Source organism: Enterobacter sp. Sphag1F (assembly GCF_014193275.1).
Classification (GTDB): domain Bacteria; phylum Pseudomonadota; class Gammaproteobacteria; order Enterobacterales; family Enterobacteriaceae; genus Pantoea; species Pantoea symbiotica.
On record NZ_JACHZD010000001.1, the window covers coordinates 547,155 to 564,758 of the forward strand.

At 54.2% G+C, this 17,604-nt stretch carries 20 protein-coding genes; 17 read left to right on the forward strand and 3 right to left on the reverse strand.

Translation table 11 applies throughout. The features are described from left to right. Nucleotides 1-57 precede the first annotated feature (57 nt). The gene (locus FHW71_RS02505) at nt 58-705 is read left to right on the forward strand and encodes a S24 family peptidase (protein ID WP_179450300.1); all 648 of its coding nucleotides are present in this window, start codon (nt 58-60) and stop codon (nt 703-705) included. 120 nt (nt 706-825) lie between these two features. Further along, the gene (locus FHW71_RS02510) at nt 826-2,037 is read left to right on the forward strand and encodes a diguanylate phosphodiesterase (protein ID WP_008105386.1); all 1,212 of its coding nucleotides are present in this window, start codon (nt 826-828) and stop codon (nt 2,035-2,037) included. A 32-nt stretch (nt 2,038-2,069) separates the two neighbouring features. Here FHW71_RS02510 and FHW71_RS02515 read toward each other — a convergent pair whose 3' ends face one another. Together FHW71_RS02515 and fliE are read right to left on the reverse strand one after the other, a co-directional pair. Beyond that, nucleotides 2,070-2,777, reverse strand: a complete 708-nt coding sequence (locus tag FHW71_RS02515) for a YnfC family lipoprotein (protein WP_179450297.1) — start codon at nt 2,775-2,777, stop codon at nt 2,070-2,072. 139 nt (nt 2,778-2,916) lie between these two features. Beyond that, a complete protein-coding gene (gene fliE, locus FHW71_RS02520) occupies nt 2,917-3,228 on the reverse strand; it encodes a flagellar hook-basal body complex protein FliE (RefSeq protein ID WP_008105389.1) in 312 nt (103 codons plus the stop codon). Between the two features lie 240 nt (nt 3,229-3,468). Between fliE and fliF the strand changes: the two genes are divergently transcribed. The 15 genes from fliF to FHW71_RS02595 all read left to right on the forward strand — a co-directional run bounded on the left by fliF (nt 3,469) and on the right by FHW71_RS02595 (nt 17,325). After that, nucleotides 3,469-5,199 (forward strand): flagellar basal-body MS-ring/collar protein FliF, encoded by a 1,731-nt coding sequence (gene fliF / locus FHW71_RS02525; RefSeq protein WP_179450295.1) that lies wholly within the window; start codon nt 3,469-3,471, stop codon nt 5,197-5,199. After that, entirely contained in the window at nt 5,196-6,188 is a 993-nt protein-coding gene (gene fliG / locus FHW71_RS02530; RefSeq protein WP_008105392.1) for a flagellar motor switch protein FliG, read from the forward strand. Before fliF ends, fliG begins: the two co-directional genes overlap by 4 nt. Next, complete coding sequence (gene fliH / locus FHW71_RS02535; RefSeq protein ID WP_137386041.1) at nt 6,181-6,882, forward strand: flagellar assembly protein FliH; 702 nt, start codon at nt 6,181-6,183, stop codon at nt 6,880-6,882. Before fliG ends, fliH begins: the two co-directional genes overlap by 8 nt. Continuing rightward, nucleotides 6,882-8,246 carry a flagellar protein export ATPase FliI gene (gene fliI / locus FHW71_RS02540; RefSeq protein WP_008105395.1) on the forward strand — a complete coding sequence of 455 codons (1,365 nt, stop codon included), beginning with the start codon at nt 6,882-6,884 and terminating at the stop codon, nt 8,244-8,246. Before fliH ends, fliI begins: the two co-directional genes overlap by 1 nt. Before the next feature lie 19 nt (nt 8,247-8,265). Beyond that, entirely contained in the window at nt 8,266-8,709 is a 444-nt protein-coding gene (gene fliJ / locus FHW71_RS02545) for a flagellar export protein FliJ (protein ID WP_008105396.1), read from the forward strand. Next, complete coding sequence (locus tag FHW71_RS02550) at nt 8,706-9,971, forward strand: flagellar hook-length control protein FliK (protein ID WP_179450293.1); 1,266 nt, start codon at nt 8,706-8,708, stop codon at nt 9,969-9,971. Before fliJ ends, FHW71_RS02550 begins: the two co-directional genes overlap by 4 nt. A gap of 129 nt (nt 9,972-10,100) precedes the next feature. Next, nucleotides 10,101-10,586 carry a flagellar basal body-associated protein FliL gene (gene fliL, locus FHW71_RS02555; RefSeq protein ID WP_008105400.1) on the forward strand — a complete coding sequence of 162 codons (486 nt, stop codon included), beginning with the start codon at nt 10,101-10,103 and terminating at the stop codon, nt 10,584-10,586. 4 nt (nt 10,587-10,590) lie between these two features. Then, nucleotides 10,591-11,598 (forward strand): flagellar motor switch protein FliM, encoded by a 1,008-nt coding sequence (fliM, locus tag FHW71_RS02560; protein ID WP_008105401.1) that lies wholly within the window; start codon nt 10,591-10,593, stop codon nt 11,596-11,598. Continuing rightward, nucleotides 11,591-12,001 (forward strand): flagellar motor switch protein FliN, encoded by a 411-nt coding sequence (gene fliN, locus FHW71_RS02565; protein ID WP_008105402.1) that lies wholly within the window; start codon nt 11,591-11,593, stop codon nt 11,999-12,001. Before fliM ends, fliN begins: the two co-directional genes overlap by 8 nt. A gap of 2 nt (nt 12,002-12,003) precedes the next feature. Continuing rightward, a complete protein-coding gene (gene fliO, locus FHW71_RS02570; RefSeq protein WP_061717608.1) occupies nt 12,004-12,399 on the forward strand; it encodes a flagellar biosynthetic protein FliO in 396 nt (131 codons plus the stop codon). Then, a complete protein-coding gene (gene fliP, locus FHW71_RS02575) occupies nt 12,399-13,130 on the forward strand; it encodes a flagellar type III secretion system pore protein FliP (protein WP_154190575.1) in 732 nt (243 codons plus the stop codon). The genes fliO and fliP overlap by 1 nt, the downstream gene beginning before the upstream one ends. A gap of 25 nt (nt 13,131-13,155) precedes the next feature. Continuing rightward, nucleotides 13,156-13,425, forward strand: coding sequence for a flagellar biosynthesis protein FliQ (fliQ, locus tag FHW71_RS02580; RefSeq protein WP_008105408.1), 270 nt, complete (start codon nt 13,156-13,158; stop codon nt 13,423-13,425). Next, on the forward strand, nt 13,425-14,213 hold the full coding sequence (gene fliR, locus FHW71_RS02585) for a flagellar biosynthetic protein FliR (RefSeq protein ID WP_179450291.1): 789 nt from the start codon (nt 13,425-13,427) through the stop codon (nt 14,211-14,213). The genes fliQ and fliR overlap by 1 nt, the downstream gene beginning before the upstream one ends. Nucleotides 14,214-14,843: 630 nt before the next feature. Beyond that, complete coding sequence (gene rcsA / locus FHW71_RS02590; protein ID WP_008105413.1) at nt 14,844-15,479, forward strand: transcriptional regulator RcsA; 636 nt, start codon at nt 14,844-14,846, stop codon at nt 15,477-15,479. 142 nt (nt 15,480-15,621) lie between these two features. Continuing rightward, nucleotides 15,622-17,325: a methyl-accepting chemotaxis protein gene (locus tag FHW71_RS02595; protein WP_008105415.1), complete on the forward strand. Its 1,704-nt coding sequence runs from the start codon at nt 15,622-15,624 to the stop codon at nt 17,323-17,325. 71 nt (nt 17,326-17,396) lie between these two features. On the opposite strand, the gene dsrB is transcribed toward FHW71_RS02595, so the two are convergent. Next, complete coding sequence (gene dsrB, locus FHW71_RS02600) at nt 17,397-17,591, reverse strand: protein DsrB (protein ID WP_179450289.1); 195 nt, start codon at nt 17,589-17,591, stop codon at nt 17,397-17,399. Nucleotides 17,592-17,604: the final 13 nt, after the last annotated feature.

Sequence of the window (17,604 nt, forward strand, 5' to 3'; positions counted from 1 at the left end):
TTTACTTTAACTTATGAATTTAAGTATACTTAAGTCGTTCCTTCAGGAGATGTCAAGATGATGAAAAAAGAATCTTCCGGTGAGCGCATCCGGGCACGACGTAAAGCACTACAGTTAACGCAGCAGGCGCTGGCGAAGAGCATCGGTGTATCGCATGTGGCTGTATCGCAATGGGAAAAAGAGGAAACCGTTCCGCGCGGCGAGAACTTACTGCGGCTGGCGGAGTGGCTGCAATGCACAGCGGCGTGGATTATTGATGGGGACGGCGAAGTGTTTGCCACCCACGCCAAAGCCGCGCCGGTTATGGCGGTTCCATTGATTAGCCTGGCGCAAGCGTCAATGTGGTTGGGCGAGCAGCGGTTGTTACTGAAACAGCAGGCAACACGCTTTCTCTACAGTGAAAGTCAATTGGGCGATGGCGCGCTGGCGGTCACGGTGGAAGACCATGCGATGCAGCCCGATTACCGGCCCGGAGACAGTGTGATCTTTGATCCAGACGTTCAGCCACAGCCTGGCGATGTGGTTTTGGCGCTGGTCGATGGCGTGGCGCTGGTGCGAATTTATCGTCTGCAAACGCAGCAGCAGGATGAGAAAATCTTCACATTGCGCGCGCTCAATGATGATTTTCCTCAGCTGCATTCTGAGGAAATTTCTCTGCAAATCATCGGCACGTTAATGGAGTTGAGGCGTTACCGAGGCGGCTAGCCGCTTCGCTTAAGCCATTATTTTAAAAAAAGTTTAGGCTGAGCGCGGGAAGCTATGGACAGACCCCGCTGTAAGCCTGTTAATCTAGCCGCAAAATAATAATTTAGCCGGACAATCGCCATGCTCACCACCATCCTTTATCGCAGCCATCTGCACGACCACGTGCCGATTAAAACGCTCGAAGATATGGTTGCTAAAGCCAATCGCAAAAACAAAAACTCGGATGTCACCGGCATCCTGCTGTTCGACGGCCTGCACTTCTTCCAACTGCTGGAAGGCCCGCGCGACGCGGTGCAAGGCATCTATCAGCGTATTTGTCAGGACGCACGCCACCACAATCTGGTGGAGTTAATGCACGACTTCGCGCCAGAACGCCGTTTTGGCAAAGTCGGCATGGAGCTGTTCGATCTGCGCGAGCATGACAAAGACACTGTGCTGCAAGCGGTACTGGATAAAGGCACCTCGCGTTATCAGCTCACCTACAAAGATCGTGCGCTGCAGTTTTTGCGTACTTTCGTGGTGGCGCGCGACAAAGAGAACTACTTTGAGATCCCACCCGCCAGCACCTGGGAATTTATTCCCGACGATGAATGGCTGAATGAGCTGGATGACCTTGATCAGAGCGTGCAGGATTGCCGCTTTGCCTTTCAGCCGATCATCGATCCCTTCGCACGCCGCGTGACCTCACTTGAAGCGCTGATTCGTACGCCGAACGGCGGCTCGCCGGAAGAGTATTTCTCTGCGTTTGGTGGTGAGGCGATTTATCACGCGGATATTCAGTCGAAACGCCTGGCGTTTAACGTGGCGAGCAAACTGGGGATTGGCGAGCATCGCCTGTCGATCAACCTGCTACCGATGTCGCTGGTGACGGTGCCAAACGCGGTGGATTTCCTGCTGGCCGAGATCAAAGCCAGCGGGCTGGTGCCGCAGCAGGTGATCGTCGAAGTGACCGAAAATGAGATCATTTCGCGCTCAGATGAATTTGCTGCCGAAGTGAGAAAGTTGAAAGCGGCGGGTATCAGCCTGGCGCTGGACGATTTTGGTGCCGGTTTTGCTGGCTTGTCGCTGTTATCGAAATTCCAGCCGGACAAAATCAAAATCGATCGCGAGATTATCCGCGATGTGCATAAAAGCGGCCCGAAGCAGGCGATCATGCACGCCATCATTAAATGCTGCGCATCGCTGGAAATCGCGGTGATTGCCGAAGGTGTGGAACAAGCCGAAGAGTGGATGTGGCTGGAAGCGGCGGGCATTAGCCAGTTCCAGGGTTTCCTGTTTGCGCATCCGCTGTTGAATGGATTCCCGGCGGTGGCGTGGCCTGAGATTAAATAGTGTGGCGGTCGCCATAAATGGCGACCCTGCAACTAATAATACGTAACCTCGATATTGCCATACTGCTTATCAACCACCTCGCCCGCCGCGTCGGTGGTAATAATGTCGCAATAATAAGGAACAGCGTTTTTATATTTGCAGACATTGCTGACGGTTTTAATTTGGTCATTACGCTTCACCGTGGTGACCACGTCAGAAATCTTTTTCTTATCTTCTGCCCGCACTGCTGTAGCACGCGACACTTCCGTTCCGGCCTGAGTAATACTCAATACCGCCATTTCACCCGCGCTGTTATAGGCGAGGTGAAACGCTGCATCGGAAGCAGGCGATGAGATCTGCTCCACCAAACCCTGTTTGTTGTAGGCAATATCTACCGTCATGCTCGGCGTGACTTTCTTCACCATGGCGCAGTTTTTATCCAGCGTCACCACCACGTCCTGACCGTTTTCGCTGCCTTTTAATGCGTCGCCGTCGCGCGCAACCTCAATCACTTCGCCCTCTTTGCCCACCGACTTAACATGCGTTGGACAGCCGTTGCGGTCGAAATCGACGTTCACTTCGAAGATTTGCTGACCGTCGGCGGTAAACAGCGTTTGATGGGTATTTTTGACTTTTCCAGGCAGCGCTTCGAATTGATACAGATAGGCAAAGTTTTTCATTTGCGGGTAATACGTCGCTTCATCCTTGTCACATCCTGCAAGCAGAACGATGGCGATTAAAAACAGCAGGGTTTTCTTCACGTGAGAATCCTCTTCTCAAAATAAGGCAGCGCGTTGGGCGGTGTATTCACTGTGATGCAGCAACCTTCCCGCCTGAGATAAAACCATCACCGCGCTGAACTATACTCGAAAGAAATACCCGAAAGAAAGCCGAAAGAAACTACACCTGCATACTCATAATATCGGTATACGCCGACACCAGTTTGTTACGCACCTGCACGCCCATCTGCATGGAAATAGAGGATTTTTGCAGATCGACCATCACATCGTTTAACTGGATGCCCGGTTTACCCATTTCAAAATCCTGCGCTTGCGCGCGCGCCGTTGTCTGGGTTTCGCTGATCTTGTCGAGTGCTGCTTTCATGGTGGCACTAAAATCGACCTGATTGGTGGATTCCGCCTGCTTACCGCTGGCCTGCAGAGACGTCATCTGCAGCTGCTGCAGCACACCCTCAATCGCCTGAATTGACATTGCCTGACCCCTAATGAAGAAGTGATTAAATTTTCACGATGAGAAAGTTAACACACTGTCAATAGGACAAAGGCGCTAAATGACCGCAAAAAACCCGGCTTATCCACCCATCGATGTGACCCGAATCATCAAATAATGCCTGCCAATAAGTGGAATTTAATTTTCCTCCCCCCTGAATTTGGGGGAAGTCTTCAGGGAGTTCGTTTTGTCACCACTAATAATTTCAGGCAGGAATCGGTCATGAATGCGAGTGCAGCCGCTACACCAGAGACAGCAAAGAAAGGCTTCAGTGACCTTCTCGCCCGCCTGCGCGCCAATCCGCGAATTCCTTTAATTATTGCTGCCGCTGCGGTTATCGCAGTGGTGTTTGCGTTGGTGCTGTGGGCAAAAGCGCCAGACTATCGCGTCCTCTATAACAACCTCTCCGATGAGGACGGCGGTGCGATTGTCACGCAGCTGACGCAAATGAACATCCCTTACCAGTTCGCCGATAACGGTGGAGCACTGATGGTGCCCGCCGATAAAGTGCATGAGCTGCGTCTGCGTCTGGCGCAACAAGGTCTGCCGAAAGGCGGCAACGTTGGCTTCGAACTGATGGACAAAGAGAAGTTCGGTATCAGCCAGTTCAGCGAACAGATCAACTATCAGCGTGCGCTGGAAGGTGAACTGTCGCGCACCATCGAAACGCTCGGTCCGGTAAAGAGCGTGCGCGTGCATCTGGCGATGCCAAAACCAACCTTGTTCGTGCGTGAGCAGAAAGCCCCTTCCGCTTCGGTAACGCTGAATCTGCAACCTGGCCGCGCGTTAGATGAAGGCCAGATTCAGGCTATTCAGCATATGGTCTCCAGCAGCGTGGCCGGTTTACCGCCGGGCAACGTTACCGTTGTCGATCAGGCCGGTCGTCTGTTGACCCGCTCCGATAGCGAAGGTCGCGACCTGAATGATGCGCAACTGAAATATGCCTCTGAAGTGGAAGCCCGCTTCCAGCAGCGCATCGAAGCGATCCTCAATCCAATTGTTGGTCAGGGCAATGTGCATGCGCAGGTGACGGCGCAGATCAACTTTGACCGCAGCGAGCAGACCGACGAGAAATACCAGCCGAACGCCAATCCAGGCAATACCGCGGTGCGTTCTCGCCAGACCAGCAACTCCGAACAAAATGGCAGCCCGTATCCTGGCGGCGTGCCGGGTGCGTTGTCGAATCAGCCTGCGCCAGCCAACACCGCGCCGGTGACCAATCCGCCAGCTAATAACAACAATAATGCCAATGGTCAGAACGCTAACGCGCAAAACGCCAATGCGCAGAATAACGGCAGCACCACCAGCACCGCACAACCTTCTGGCCCGAGCAGCTCGACGCGCAACGACACGGTTAACTACGAGCTGGATCGTACCATTCGTCATACCAAGCTCAACGTCGGCGATGTGCAGCGCCTGTCGGTTGCCGTGGTGGTGAACTACCGCGACGACGGCAAAGGCAAAGCGGTGGCGCTGAATGATCAGCAGATCAAGCAGATTGAAGATTTAACCCGCGAAGCGATGGGCTATTCGCAGACCCGTGGCGACAGCGTCAATGTGGTGAACTCGCAGTTCAACATGACCGAGCCAGCCGGTGGCGACCTGCCATTCTGGCAGCAGCAATCGTTCTTCGATCAGATGATGACTGCTGGTCGCTGGCTGCTGGTGGCGTTGGTTGGCTTCATCCTCTATCGCAAGTTGGTACGTCCACAGCTGATGCGTAAGAAAGCGCAGGAACAAGCAGCAGCGGAAGCGCTGGCGGCACGTGCTGCGGCAATGGAAGAGGAAGAAGCCTTTAGCGTTCAGCTCAGCAAAGACGAGCTGGATCAGGAGCGTAAATCTACTAACCGCATGAGCGCCGAGGTGATGAGCCAGCGTATCCGCGACATGTCTGAAAACGATCCGCGCGTCGTCGCGCTGGTTATCCGCGAATGGATGAGTAAAGAACTATGAGTCTGACCGGTACAGAAAAAAGCGCCATTCTGATGATGACCATCGGCGAAGAGCGCGCGGCGGAGGTGTTCAAACACCTCAACCAGCGTGAAGTTCAGCACCTGAGTGGCGCCATGGCCAACATGCGCCAGGTTTCACACAAACAGCTGACCGAAGTGCTGCGTGAATTCGAAATCGATGCGGAACAGTTTGCGGCGCTGAGCCTCAATTCCAACGATTACCTGCGTTCAGTGCTGATCAAAGCGCTGGGCGAGGAGCGCGCCTCAAGCCTGCTGGAAGATATTCTCGAGAAAAACGAGACCACCAGCGGCATGGAAACGCTCAACTTCATGGAGCCACAGGCCGCCGCCGACCTTATTCGCGACGAGCATCCGCAGATTATCGCCACCATTTTGGTGCACCTCAAACGTTCTCAGGCGGCAGATATTCTGGCGCTGTTCGACGAGCGTCTGCGTCACGATGTGATGCTGCGTATCGCGACGTTCGGTGGTGTCCAGCCGGCGGCGCTGGCGGAACTGACCGAAGTGCTCAACGGCCTGCTGGATGGTACCAACCTCAAGCGCGCGAAGATGGGCGGCGTGAGAACCGCAGCAGAAATTATCAACCTGATGAAAACTCAGCAGGAAGAAGCGGTTATCGAAGCAGTACGCGACTTCGATGGCGAGCTGGCACAGAAGATCATCGACGAGATGTTCCTGTTCGAAAACCTGGTGGAAGTGGACGACCGCAGCATCCAGCGCCTGTTGCAGGAAGTGGAATCCGAGCAGTTGCTGGTGGCATTGAAAGGTGCCGAGCAGCCGCTGCGCGAGAAGTTCCTCAAAAACATGTCCGCTCGTGCGGCCGATATCCTGCGCGACGATCTGGCCAACCGTGGTCCGGTACGTATGTCGGCGGTGGAGAACGAACAGAAGGCCATTCTTCTGGTGGTGCGCCGCTTAGCAGAATCCGGCGAGATGGTAATTGGTGGTGGCGAGGAAACCTATGTCTGATGCCTTTTCCGCCCGCGCGTGGCAGCGCTGGCAGCCTGATGATTTAGGCAGCCCGTTTGGTGCCGAACCGGAGCCTCAGTTAGAGGAGCCGGAGATCGATGTTGAACTGAGCGCCGAAGCGGAACAGCAGCAACAGCTGGAACGTATGCAGCAGCAGATGCGCAAAGATGCGCAGACGCAAGGCTACAGCGAAGGTTATCAAAAGGGTTTTGCCGAAGCGCAACAGAACGGTTATGACGCCGGATTCCAGCAAGGCTTAGCCGATGCGCAGCAGCAGCAAGCGCCGCTGCAGGCACGTATGCAGCAGCTGGTGACCGAGTTCCATCACACGCTGGAAGCGCTCGACAGCGTGATCGCTTCACGTCTGATGCAGCTGGCGCTGGAAGCCGCGCGCACGGTGATTGGCCAGGCCACGCAGGTGGATGGCACCGCCCTGCTGCGTCAAATCCAGCAGCTGATTCAGCAGGAGCCGATGTTCAGCGGCAAGCCGCAGCTGCGCGTCCATCCGGATGATTTGCAGCGCATCGAGCAGACACTCGGCCCAACGCTCGATCTGCACGGCTGGCGTTTGCTGGCCGACAGCACGCTGCATCCCGGCGGCTGTAAGCTCAGCGCGGAAGATGGCGATCTCGATGCGAGCGTGGCAACGCGCTGGCAGGAGCTGTGCCGCCTGGCCGCTCCGGGGACACTGTAATGACCTCCTCACGCCTTTCACGCTGGCTCGGCGCGCTCGACGCCTTCGAAGAACGCATTTCACAGGTGCAAACCGTGCGTCGCTACGGTCGCCTGACGCGCGCCACCGGTTTAGTGCTGGAAGCCACCGGCCTGCAACTGCCGCTCGGCGCAACCTGCATTATTGAACGTACCGATGGCAGCAAGATCACTGAAGTGGAAAGTGAAGTGGTCGGCTTCAACGGCCAAAAACTGTTAATGATGCCGCTGGAAGAAGTGGACGGCATTTTGCCGGGCGCACGGGTTTATGCGCGCGTCAGTGGCGACAGCGGGCACAGCGGCAAACAGATGCTGCTGGGCCCGGAACTGTTGGGTCGCGTTCTCGACGGCAGCGGCAAACCGCTGGATGGTTTACCCGCGCCAGAAACCGGCTATCGCGCCCCGCTGATCACCGCGCCGTTCAACCCGTTGCAACGTACGCCGATTGAAGATGTGCTGGATACCGGCGTGCGCGCCATCAACGCCCTGCTCACCGTGGGTCGCGGTCAACGTATGGGCCTGTTCGCCGGTTCCGGCGTCGGTAAAAGCGTGCTGCTCGGCATGATGGCGCGTTACACCAAAGCCGATGTGATTGTGGTGGGCTTGATTGGTGAACGTGGTCGTGAAGTAAAAGAGTTCATTGAAAACATTCTCGGTGCCGAAGGCCGCGCGCGTTCGGTAGTGATCGCCGCACCCGCTGACGTCTCGCCGCTGCTGCGTATGCAGGGCGCGGCGTATGCCACGCGTATCGCCGAAGATTTCCGCGATCGCGGCCAGCACGTGCTGCTGATTATGGATTCCCTCACCCGCTACGCCATGGCGCAACGTGAAATCGCGCTGGCCATCGGTGAGCCACCGGCCACCAAAGGTTATCCGCCTTCGGTGTTCGCCAAACTGCCAGCGCTGGTGGAACGCGCCGGTAACGGTACGCACGGCGGCGGTTCGATCACCGCGTTTTATACCGTGTTGACCGAAGGCGACGATCAGCAAGACCCGATTGCCGACTCGGCGCGTGCGATTCTCGACGGCCACATTGTGCTGTCGCGTCGTCTAGCGGAAGCCGGTCACTATCCGGCGATTGATATTGAAGCATCGATCAGCCGCGCCATGACCTCATTAATTGATGAGACGCATTATGCGCGCGTGCGCCAGTTCAAACAGTTGCTCTCCAGCTTCCAGCGTAACCGCGATCTGGTGAGTGTGGGTGCGTATGCCGCAGGCAGCGATCCGATGCTGGACCGCGCCATCAAGCTCTATCCCGAGATGGAAGCTTTCCTGCATCAGGGCATTTTCGAACGCAGCGACTACGACGATGCCTGTTTGCATCTGCAGGCGATGTTCGGTTAACGCCAAACGAGGTTAAGTCATGAAAACGGCCAGTGCGATCAACAAGCTGCGCGATATGGCGGAGCAGGAACTGGAGAGTGCGGTAATTCACCTCGGCGATATGCGTCGTGGTGTGCAGCAGGCCGACGAACAGCTCAGCATGCTGCTGGATTATCAGGATGAGTATCGCAACAAGCTCAATCAGGATATGTCCGGCGGCATCGCCAGCACGCGCTGGACCAATTATCACCAGTTTATTCAGACGCTGGAAAAAGCCATCGAACAGCATCGCCAACAGCTTTCCCAGTGGAATCAGCGCCTCGACACCGCGCTGAGCAACTGGCGTGAAAAGCATAAGCGACTCAATGCTTATCAAACGCTGATTACGCGCGCTGAGGAAAACGCATTACGACAAGAAAACCGTCTCGATCAGAAACGGATGGATGAATTTGCCCAACGGGCCGCATTGAGGAAAGGCGAATGATTACGCTGCCAACAGTTGCTACGCAAACCTCGGTTTTGGGAGACGCTGACAGTTCAGTTTCATCAGATCTTTTGCAGGGCGCAGACACCCTGCCGCAGGGATTTATTACTGAACTCGGCAACCGCTTGCTGACGCTGGTAAAGCAACAAGCTGTTAACACGCAATCGACTGATCTGACAACAGAAGTTGATGAAAAAGACGTCAAAAAAGCCTCTTTAAGCGCGTTATTGCAGGCGCTGGATAAACCAGATGCGTTAAACGCACTTTTACAGCCGGAAAACACTAAAGCCACGCTGAAATCAGCCGATGATAAAGACAAGAGTGAGGCAAGTTCGTTAACTGCCAGCGACTTACAGAATGTGCAGGCGTTATTCGCCATGTTGCCGGTGGCGGTTGAGAACCGCACCAGCACAGCCACGGTAAGTAGCGGCACAGGCGAAGGCAAAGCTGACACCCGCGCTTCGCTTAATTCAGCATTGTTAAGCGGTTCGCTTGAAGGTGCAGTAAAAGAAGAAACAGCACAGCCGGATAGCACAGCGAAGAAATCCAGCGATGTTGGAACGCTCTTAACGCAAACGGCTGCCAGCACGCAGACCAGCAGCAGCGTCAACACCACCGCCAGTAACAGCAGCGGCTTGACGCTGGATGAGAGTTTTAAGCAGGTGCTGAATGCGCTGAGTAAGCCGGAAGAGCGCACCGCCGCGCAGAGCAGTGATGACCCGGTGACGCCATTATCCAGCGCACCGCTCAGCGCCACCAGTTCGCTGGTGAGCAGCACCGCTTCGACCAGCACCACGCCGTCGACGCCCATGCTGAATGCGCAGCTCGGCAGCAGCGAGTGGCAGCAGGCACTGAGTCAGCAGATTGTGATGTTTAGCCGCAACGGGCAGCAGAACGCCGAATTGCGTTTACATCCGCAGGATCTGGGCGCTATCCAGATCAGCCTGACGCTTGATAAGGATCAGGCACAGTTAAGTATGGTTTCCAGCCACAGCCAAGTGAGGGCCGCGCTGGAAGCGGCTCTCCCTCAGCTGCGTACAGCGCTGGCGGAGAGCGGAATAAACCTGGGACAGAGTAACGTCAGCAGCGACGCCTTCGCACAGGGCCAGAGTTATCAGGGCCAGCAGGAAGGACGTCGTGACGGACAGCACGGCAGCTTTACCCTCTCCCAGGACAGTGACAACGAGATAACGCCTATTGCCGTCCCGGCAGCCCTTCAAGCGCGCGCGGCCGGTAACGGCGCTGTCGATATCTTTGCCTGACAGCCGCTAAACGCTGAAGGTAAGCGTAAAACCCGCGTCTTTTCTTCCCATTGTTTGACTTAAGACGCGGGATAATCTGTCCAGGTAAGCCGAGAGGCTTGCCCATAATTCACAGGAAGTAACTGCAAGATGTCTGATAACGCGAAAGCTAAAGGCCGCAAACGTTCACTACTACTACCGGTGTTACTGATTGTAACGCTGGCCGCTTGCAGCGTGGCAGGCTATGCAGTCTGGCGAATGATGAATAAACACGAAGGCAGCCAACCGGACGCGGCGAAAGTCGAACCACCGGCTGCTCCCGTATTTTTTGCAATGGATACGTTTACAGTAAACCTGGTCAATCCTGACAACGATCCCGACCGTGTGTTGTACGTGGGTTTCACCCTGCGTCTGCCCGATGAGGATACCCGTCGTCGGATGAACGATTACCTGCCGGAAGTGCGCAGCCGTCTGCTGTTACTGCTTTCGCGTCAAAGCGCGACGGCACTGGCAACAGAGCAAGGCAAACAGGCCCTGGTTGAGCAGATCAAACAGGCACTGGCGCCGCCGCTGGTAAAAGGTCAACCGGCTCAGGTTGTCAATGACGTGCTGTTTACCGCCTTCATTTTGAGGTGATTTAATGGGCGATAGCATTCTCTCCCAGGCTGAGATTGACGCGCTGCTTAATGGCGACAGTGACAGCGCGGAAGTAGAGAACAGTTCCAAAGGGACCGATGGCGACATCCGTCCCTATGATCCCAATACTCAGCGCCGCGTCGTACGTGAGCGTCTGCAGGCGCTGGAGATCATCAACGAGCGCTTTGCCCGTCATTTCCGTATGGCGCTGTTCAACCTGCTGCGCCGTAGCCCCGATATTAGTGTGGGTGCGATCAAGATTCAGCCGTACCACGAGTTCGCCCGCAACCTGCCGGTGCCAACCAACCTGAACCTGATCCACCTGAAGCCGCTGCGCGGCACGGCGCTGGTGGTGTTTTCACCGAGCCTGGTATTTATTGCTGTCGATAACCTGTTTGGCGGCGACGGTCGTTTTCCGACCAAAGTTGAAGGTCGTGAATTTACCCATACCGAACAGCGCGTGATTCGCCGCATGTTGAAGCTGGCGCTGGATGGTTATAGCGACGCATGGAAAGCGATTTATCCGCTGGAAGTCGAGTATGTGCGTTCTGAGATGCAGGTGAAGTTCACCAACATCACCACTTCACCGAACGACATCGTGGTTAACACGCCGTTCCAGGTGGAGATTGGTAACCTGGTCGGTGAATTCAATATCTGTATTCCGTTTTCGATGATTGAGCCGCTGCGCGAGCTGCTGGTCAATCCGCCACTGGAAAACTCCCGCCGTGAAGATAATCACTGGCGCGACAATCTGGTGAAACAGGTGCAGCACTCGGAGCTGGAGCTGATTGCCCACTTCGCCGAAACATCGCTGCGCCTGTCACGTATTTTGCAGCTGAAACCTGGTGACGTCCTGCCCATTGAGAAGCCGGACCGCATCATTGCTCACGTCGATGGCGTGCCAGTGCTGACCAGCCAATACGGCACCATCAATGGCCAGTATGCCCTGCGTGTAGAACATTTGATTAACCCGATTTTGAATTCGCTGAACGAGGAACAGCCCGATGAGTGACAGCAAGAAACCGTCCGACGACGACATCTCCGCGGACGATCTGTGGGCTGCAGCTATGAACGAACAAACCACCACCAGCGCGCCAGATCCGACTGAGAATGTGTTCAAATCGCTGGAGAATCCTGGCATCAGCGGTTCGCTGCAGGATATCGACCTGATTATGGATATTCCGGTCAAACTGACCGTGGAGCTGGGTCGTACCAAGATGACCATCAAAGAGCTGCTGCGTCTGACGCAGGGTTCGGTGGTGGCGCTGGATGGCCTGGCCGGTGAACCGCTGGATATTCTGATCAACGGTTATCTGATCGCGCAGGGTGAAGTGGTGGTAGTGAACGACAAATATGGCGTGCGCATCACCGACATCATTACCCCTTCTGAACGTATGCGTCGACTGAGCCGTTAAGCATGTTAAAGCACACGCAAGCGGAACAACCGGTAGCGAGCCAGCCGGTTGTCTCGACCGGTTCGGTGATAGGCCAGGTCAGCAGCGTGCTGGCGGTGATTGTTCTGCTGATTCTCGGCTGCGGCTGGCTGGCGAAACGTCTCGGCTTTGCCCCGAAAACCGTGACCGGTCAGGCGCTGAAAGTCAGCGCCACCGTGCAGGTGGGTCAGCGCGAGCGTGTGGTGATTGTCGATACCGCCGATGCACGTCTGGTGTTGGGCGTCACCGCCCAGCAGATTACGCATCTGCACTCGTTACCGCCGCTGCCGCCGGAAGAACTGGCGAATAGCAGCGCTGCCCCGCAGGATTTTCGTCAGCTGTTCCAGAATCTGGTTAAACGTCCCGGAAAACCACAATGATGCGTCGATTCCTTGCTCTTCTGCCGCTGCTGTTGCTGGCACCGGTTGCCCATGCGCAGCTGCCAGGTTTAATCAGCCAGCCGCTGGCCAATGGCGGTCAGAGCTGGTCTCTGCCGGTGCAGACGCTGGTTTTCATCACCTCGCTGACCTTTATTCCGGCCGTGCTGCTGATGATGACCAGCTTCACGCGCATCATCATTGTGTTTGGTTTACTGCGTAACGCCCTCGGCACGCCATCGGCGCCGCCAAACCAGGTGCTGCTCGGTCTGGCGCTGTTTCTGACCTTCTTTATTATGGCGCCGACGTTCGACAAGATTTATTCCGACGCCTATCTGCCGTTCAGCCAGGACAAAATCAGCATGGCGGACGCGATTGATAAAGGTGCCCAGCCGCTGCGTGAATTTATGCTGCGTCAAACGCGCGAAGCCGACTTAGCGCTGTTTGCTCGTCTGGCCAACACCGCGCCAATTCAGGGCCCGGAAGCGGTACCGATGCGCATTCTGCTGCCGGCGTATGTCACCAGCGAACTGAAAACCGCCTTCCAGATTGGTTTCACCGTGTTTATCCCGTTCCTGATCATCGATCTGGTGGTCGCCAGCGTGCTGATGGCGCTGGGGATGATGATGGTGCCGCCGGCCACTATTTCCCTGCCGTTCAAGCTGATGCTGTTCGTGCTGGTGGATGGCTGGCAATTGCTGGTGGGTTCACTGGCGCAAAGTTTCTACTCGTAACCCGACATTTCCCGAGGAGTGCAAGATGACACCTGAATCAGTAATGGTTATGGGCCAGGAAGCAATGCGCGTCGCGCTGCTGATGGCCGCGCCGATGTTGCTGGTGGCGTTGATCAGCGGTTTGATCATCAGCGTGCTGCAAGCCGCGACCCAGATTAACGAACAAACGCTCTCCTTTATCCCGAAGATTCTGGCCGTTGCCGCTACGGCGGTGATCGCCGGTCCGTGGATGCTGAATCTGATGCTGGATTACATTCGCACGCTGTTTAGCAATCTGCCGTACATCATTGGCTAATGATTAACCTCGACAGCAGCCAACTGATCCATTGGGTCGCACAATTCTTCTGGCCGATGGTGCGTTTGCTGGCGCTGTTTGCCAGCGCGCCGGTGCTGAGCGAAAAATCGATTCCTAAACGCGTCAAGATTGGCCTGGCGGTATTAATCACCTGGATCATTCTTCCCGTTCTGCCGCCGGTTGAAGCCACGTTATTTACACCCGCCGGATTTTGGTTGCTGCTGCAACAGTTGCTGATTGGCGTTAGCCTTGGCTTGACCATGCAGTTCGCCTTTGCCGCGGTGCGCATGGCAGGTGAAGTGATTGGTTTGCAGATGGGTTTGTCCTTCGCCACCTTCTTCGATCCGGGCAGCCGCCTGAACATGCCGGTGCTGGCACGTTTTCTCGATATGCTGGCGATGCTGCTGTTTCTTACCTTCAATGGACACCTGTGGCTGATCTCGCTTTTGGTGGACAGTTTTCACACCTTGCCGATCAGCGACCAGCCGCTCAACGCCAATGCCTTTATGGCGTTAGTCAAAGCCGCCGGATTAATTTTCCTTAATGGCATGATGTTAGCGCTGCCCTTAATAGTTCTACTCCTCACGCTAAACATGGCACTAGGTTTGTTAAACCGTGTTTCACCACAGCTCTCAATTTTCGCGGTTGGCTTCCCGATTACCTTAACGGTGGGCATCCTCAGCGTGGGGTTGATGATGCCGCTGCTTGCTCCCTTCTGCGAACATCTGTTCAGCGAAGTCTTTGATTTACTCGCCCAGTTTGTGTCAGAACTTTCCCGCGGCAGTTGATTAACTATTCTGTAGATGTTCTTAAGTAATACTTAAGCAACCAAAAACTGTCTGTGCATTTTCTGAACCATATTTCTCAGAAATCAACTGAGGAAATTCTGATAAATGCGCATTTTTGGTGAAAATTATTCTTATTAAACCGCGCTTCGCGTATTTTAGTCAGACGATTCCTAAGGGGCTAAACCTTGAGAATTGGTTGATGAAATGCTCAAAGGGCTGTTTTTAAACAAAAAAAATTTCAAAGCGATTTTTCTTGTCTAAATCCCTTTTTTCCGGCATTGTCAACGCTCGCTGAAGCGTCATACTTTCGCTAAACAAATGTTTTTAAGATTTGTCCTATCAGATTTGTCTGTGATCTGCGCGATAGTGACAGGGCTCTCAAAACAGAGCGAATTAAACACTTAATGCAAATCCTCAGCCATCCCTACTATGGCTGGGCTGAGAGTGACGTGGATGTACTAAAAAAAATAACTTCGCAGCACGGTTCAGGGAAGAGTCATGATGGCGCATGGATTTCTATCGCCAATCTGCCGAGCAGAATAAAAAAGTGTCTTTGGAAATTTCTCTCGTACCGCAAACGCGTATTCATCGTTGATTTAAACGGATAACAAATTGGTGAGGGTCGCTATAATGCCAACGATTATTATGGATTCATGTAATTACACACGCCTGGGTTTGTCTGACTATATGTCTGCGAAAGGAGTTAAAAAGAAAAATATTACTCCTGTCTCTGACATCGACCAATTGCAACAAAGATGTGAGCAAATAAAGCCGGGCGTCGTGTTTATCAACGAAGAGTGCTTTATTCACGAATCTGATTCCAGCGATCGTATTCGTGCTATTATTATGCAGCATCCTGATACCTTATTCTTTATTTTCATGGCGATCTCGAATATCCATTTTGAGGAATACCTCTACGTTCGTAAGAACCTGATTATTACGTCAAAATCGATAAAAACTTCGACGCTGGATTCTTTGTTAGGCACCTACCTGCAAAAGAAACTCAACGCTTCGCCACGTATTTCTGCTGGGCTCGACGTGCATCCACTGACATTAAGTCAGACTGAATCAAATATGCTGAAAATGTGGATGTCAGGTCATGACACCATTCAGATATCTGAGAACATGCAAATTAAAGCCAAAACTGTTTCGTCACATAAAGGTAATATTAAACGTAAAATTAAAACCCATAATAAGCAGGTTATTTATCATGTCGTACGTTTGACTGATAATGTCACCTCAGGGATTTATGTTAACGTGCGATAATTTCCTTCAGTGAATAAAGGGGCCAATCCAGCGATTGGCCCCTTTCTCGTTTTGCGAGTTTGATCTCACTTTCCTGCCTAATCCTTTCCCCTCGCCTGCCGATGCTTATTCTCATAACACCTACCTACATGAGAGCAAGGATATGAAAACAGCATCGATTGATGAGCAATATAAGCTCAGCATCTGGCAGAACCTGCGCCTGATGCCTTTGTTCAGTATGATCTTTGGTGGCATTCTGCTGCTTTTTGCCCTGTGCATTGGACTCGCCAGCTACTTTTTGATTCAGAGTAATAACTCACTCAATGATGCCACGGAAGAAATTCAAATCCGCATGGGCATCTCCAACAGTTCTAACCATCTGCGCACTGCACGACTGAATGTGCTGCAATCCGGTGCCGCCGCGCGTATTGGCGAAATGGATGGTTATCGTGCCGATTTAGCACGCACCGAGACGCGTATTAAACAAGCGCGCGAAGGCTTTAAACTCTATATGGATCGCAAGGCGAAAACGCCAGCGGATATTGCCCTCGACGAACCGCTGACCGCCAGCTTCAATGCCTATATTGATAAAGGCCTTAAGCCGATGATTGAATCGGCTAAGCAAGGCAGCTTTGAAGGCATTGTGGCGCAGGAAACTGACGTCACGCGTAAGCTGGATGACGCCTATAACGCCGTGCTGTTAAAGGCGATTAAAATCCGTACCGACCGCGCCGAAGCGATTAATGCCGCAGCGGCACATCAATCGCGCGTCGGTTTTATTGCTATGGCTATCGCATTTGTCGCCGCATTAGTGTTAGTGCTGTTGACCTTCGTGTTCCTGCGTCGCGTGGTGATTAACCCGCTGCGCCAATCCGTTGACCGCATCGAACGTATTGCGCAAGGCGATTTGACCGCACCGGAGCAAGCCTATGGCCGCAGCGAGATTGGTAGCTTGCTGCATAATCTGCAACTGATGCAGGCCTCGCTGGTGCGTACTGTAGGCACGGTGCGTGAAGGTGCGGTGGCGATTTATCAGGGTTCCAGCGAGATCTCAGCTGGCAACACCGACCTCTCATCGCGAACTGAAGAGCAAGCTTCAGCACTGGAGCAAACCGCCGCAAGCATGGAGCAGCTCACCGCAACAGTGAAACAGAATGCCGAGAACGCGCATCATGCCAGCCAGCTGGCTGCTGATGCCTCCGGCAAAGCGCGTAGCGGCGGCGATCTGGTGAGCGGCGTGGTGCAAACCATGAACAACATTTCTGGCAGCTCGAAGAAGATTGCCGAGATCACCAACGTCATTAACAGCATCGCCTTCCAGACCAATATTCTGGCGCTGAATGCCGCCGTCGAAGCGGCGCGTGCCGGTGAGCAAGGCCGTGGTTTTGCCGTGGTAGCCAGTGAAGTACGTAATCTGGCACAGCGCAGTGCGCAGGCGGCGAAAGAGATTGAAACCTTGATCGCGGAATCGGTAGGTTTGATTACCAACGGTTCACGCCAGGTCGGTGAAGCCGGTAATACCATGGGCGAGATTGTTGAGGCGGTGCGTCGCGTGACGGACATTATGGCGGAAATTGCTGCCGCGTCCGATGAGCAGAGCCGTGGCATCCAGCAGGTTAGCCTGGCGGTGACCGAGATGGATAACGTGACGCAGCAGAACGCATCGCTGGTTGAGGAAGCCTCTTCGGCAGCGGCTTCGCTGGAAGACCAGGCTGGCCGATTGACGCAGGCGGTAGCGGTGTTCCGTTTGAATGATGCGCCAGTTGCGCAAGTGGCTAAAGCGGCGCAGTCCGGGTTGCGTACGCCGAATCTGGCGCCGCGTCCGGCATTGGCGACCTCGGGAAATGATAACTGGGAGACGTTTTAAGCGTTGAATTTGCAGAGGTCGCCATGAATGGCGACCCTACAACTCAAGTGCGCATTTATGCGCACCTGGCATCAAGCCCCTTGATACGGCTCAACAAACACGCCTTCGGCATGATCGCTTTCATTAAAGAACCAAATCCCCAGCGGGTAATCTTCCAACGCTACCAGATACATGGTGCCCTCATTGAATGCTTCCACTGCCAGCACCGTACCCACACGACGCGGGCCGCCATCGGTTTTAACCGTAACGCGATCGTTCACCTTCATTGATTACTCTCCA

Excerpts from the sequence above, each read along its gene's own strand:
- FHW71_RS02505 (WP_179450300.1), top strand. The coding sequence starts at position 58 with ATGATGAAAAAAGAATCTTCCGGTGAGCGCATCCGGGCACGACGTAAA.
- FHW71_RS02510 (WP_008105386.1), top strand. The coding sequence starts at position 826 with ATGCTCACCACCATCCTTTATCGCAGCCATCTGCACGACCACGTGCCG.
- fliE (WP_008105389.1), bottom strand. The coding sequence starts at position 3,228 with ATGTCAATTCAGGCGATTGAGGGTGTGCTGCAGCAGCTGCAGATGACG.
- fliF (WP_179450295.1), top strand. The coding sequence starts at position 3,469 with ATGAATGCGAGTGCAGCCGCTACACCAGAGACAGCAAAGAAAGGCTTC.
- fliG (WP_008105392.1), top strand. The coding sequence starts at position 5,196 with ATGAGTCTGACCGGTACAGAAAAAAGCGCCATTCTGATGATGACCATC.
- fliH (WP_137386041.1), top strand. The coding sequence starts at position 6,181 with ATGTCTGATGCCTTTTCCGCCCGCGCGTGGCAGCGCTGGCAGCCTGAT.
- fliI (WP_008105395.1), top strand. The coding sequence starts at position 6,882 with ATGACCTCCTCACGCCTTTCACGCTGGCTCGGCGCGCTCGACGCCTTC.
- fliJ (WP_008105396.1), top strand. The coding sequence starts at position 8,266 with ATGAAAACGGCCAGTGCGATCAACAAGCTGCGCGATATGGCGGAGCAG.
- FHW71_RS02550 (WP_179450293.1), top strand. The coding sequence starts at position 8,706 with ATGATTACGCTGCCAACAGTTGCTACGCAAACCTCGGTTTTGGGAGAC.
- fliL (WP_008105400.1), top strand. The coding sequence starts at position 10,101 with ATGTCTGATAACGCGAAAGCTAAAGGCCGCAAACGTTCACTACTACTA.
- fliM (WP_008105401.1), top strand. The coding sequence starts at position 10,591 with ATGGGCGATAGCATTCTCTCCCAGGCTGAGATTGACGCGCTGCTTAAT.
- fliN (WP_008105402.1), top strand. The coding sequence starts at position 11,591 with ATGAGTGACAGCAAGAAACCGTCCGACGACGACATCTCCGCGGACGAT.
- fliO (WP_061717608.1), top strand. The coding sequence starts at position 12,004 with ATGTTAAAGCACACGCAAGCGGAACAACCGGTAGCGAGCCAGCCGGTT.
- fliP (WP_154190575.1), top strand. The coding sequence starts at position 12,399 with ATGCGTCGATTCCTTGCTCTTCTGCCGCTGCTGTTGCTGGCACCGGTT.
- fliQ (WP_008105408.1), top strand. The coding sequence starts at position 13,156 with ATGACACCTGAATCAGTAATGGTTATGGGCCAGGAAGCAATGCGCGTC.
- fliR (WP_179450291.1), top strand. The coding sequence starts at position 13,425 with ATGATTAACCTCGACAGCAGCCAACTGATCCATTGGGTCGCACAATTC.
- rcsA (WP_008105413.1), top strand. The coding sequence starts at position 14,844 with ATGCCAACGATTATTATGGATTCATGTAATTACACACGCCTGGGTTTG.
- FHW71_RS02595 (WP_008105415.1), top strand. The coding sequence starts at position 15,622 with ATGAAAACAGCATCGATTGATGAGCAATATAAGCTCAGCATCTGGCAG.
- dsrB (WP_179450289.1), bottom strand. The coding sequence starts at position 17,591 with ATGAAGGTGAACGATCGCGTTACGGTTAAAACCGATGGCGGCCCGCGT.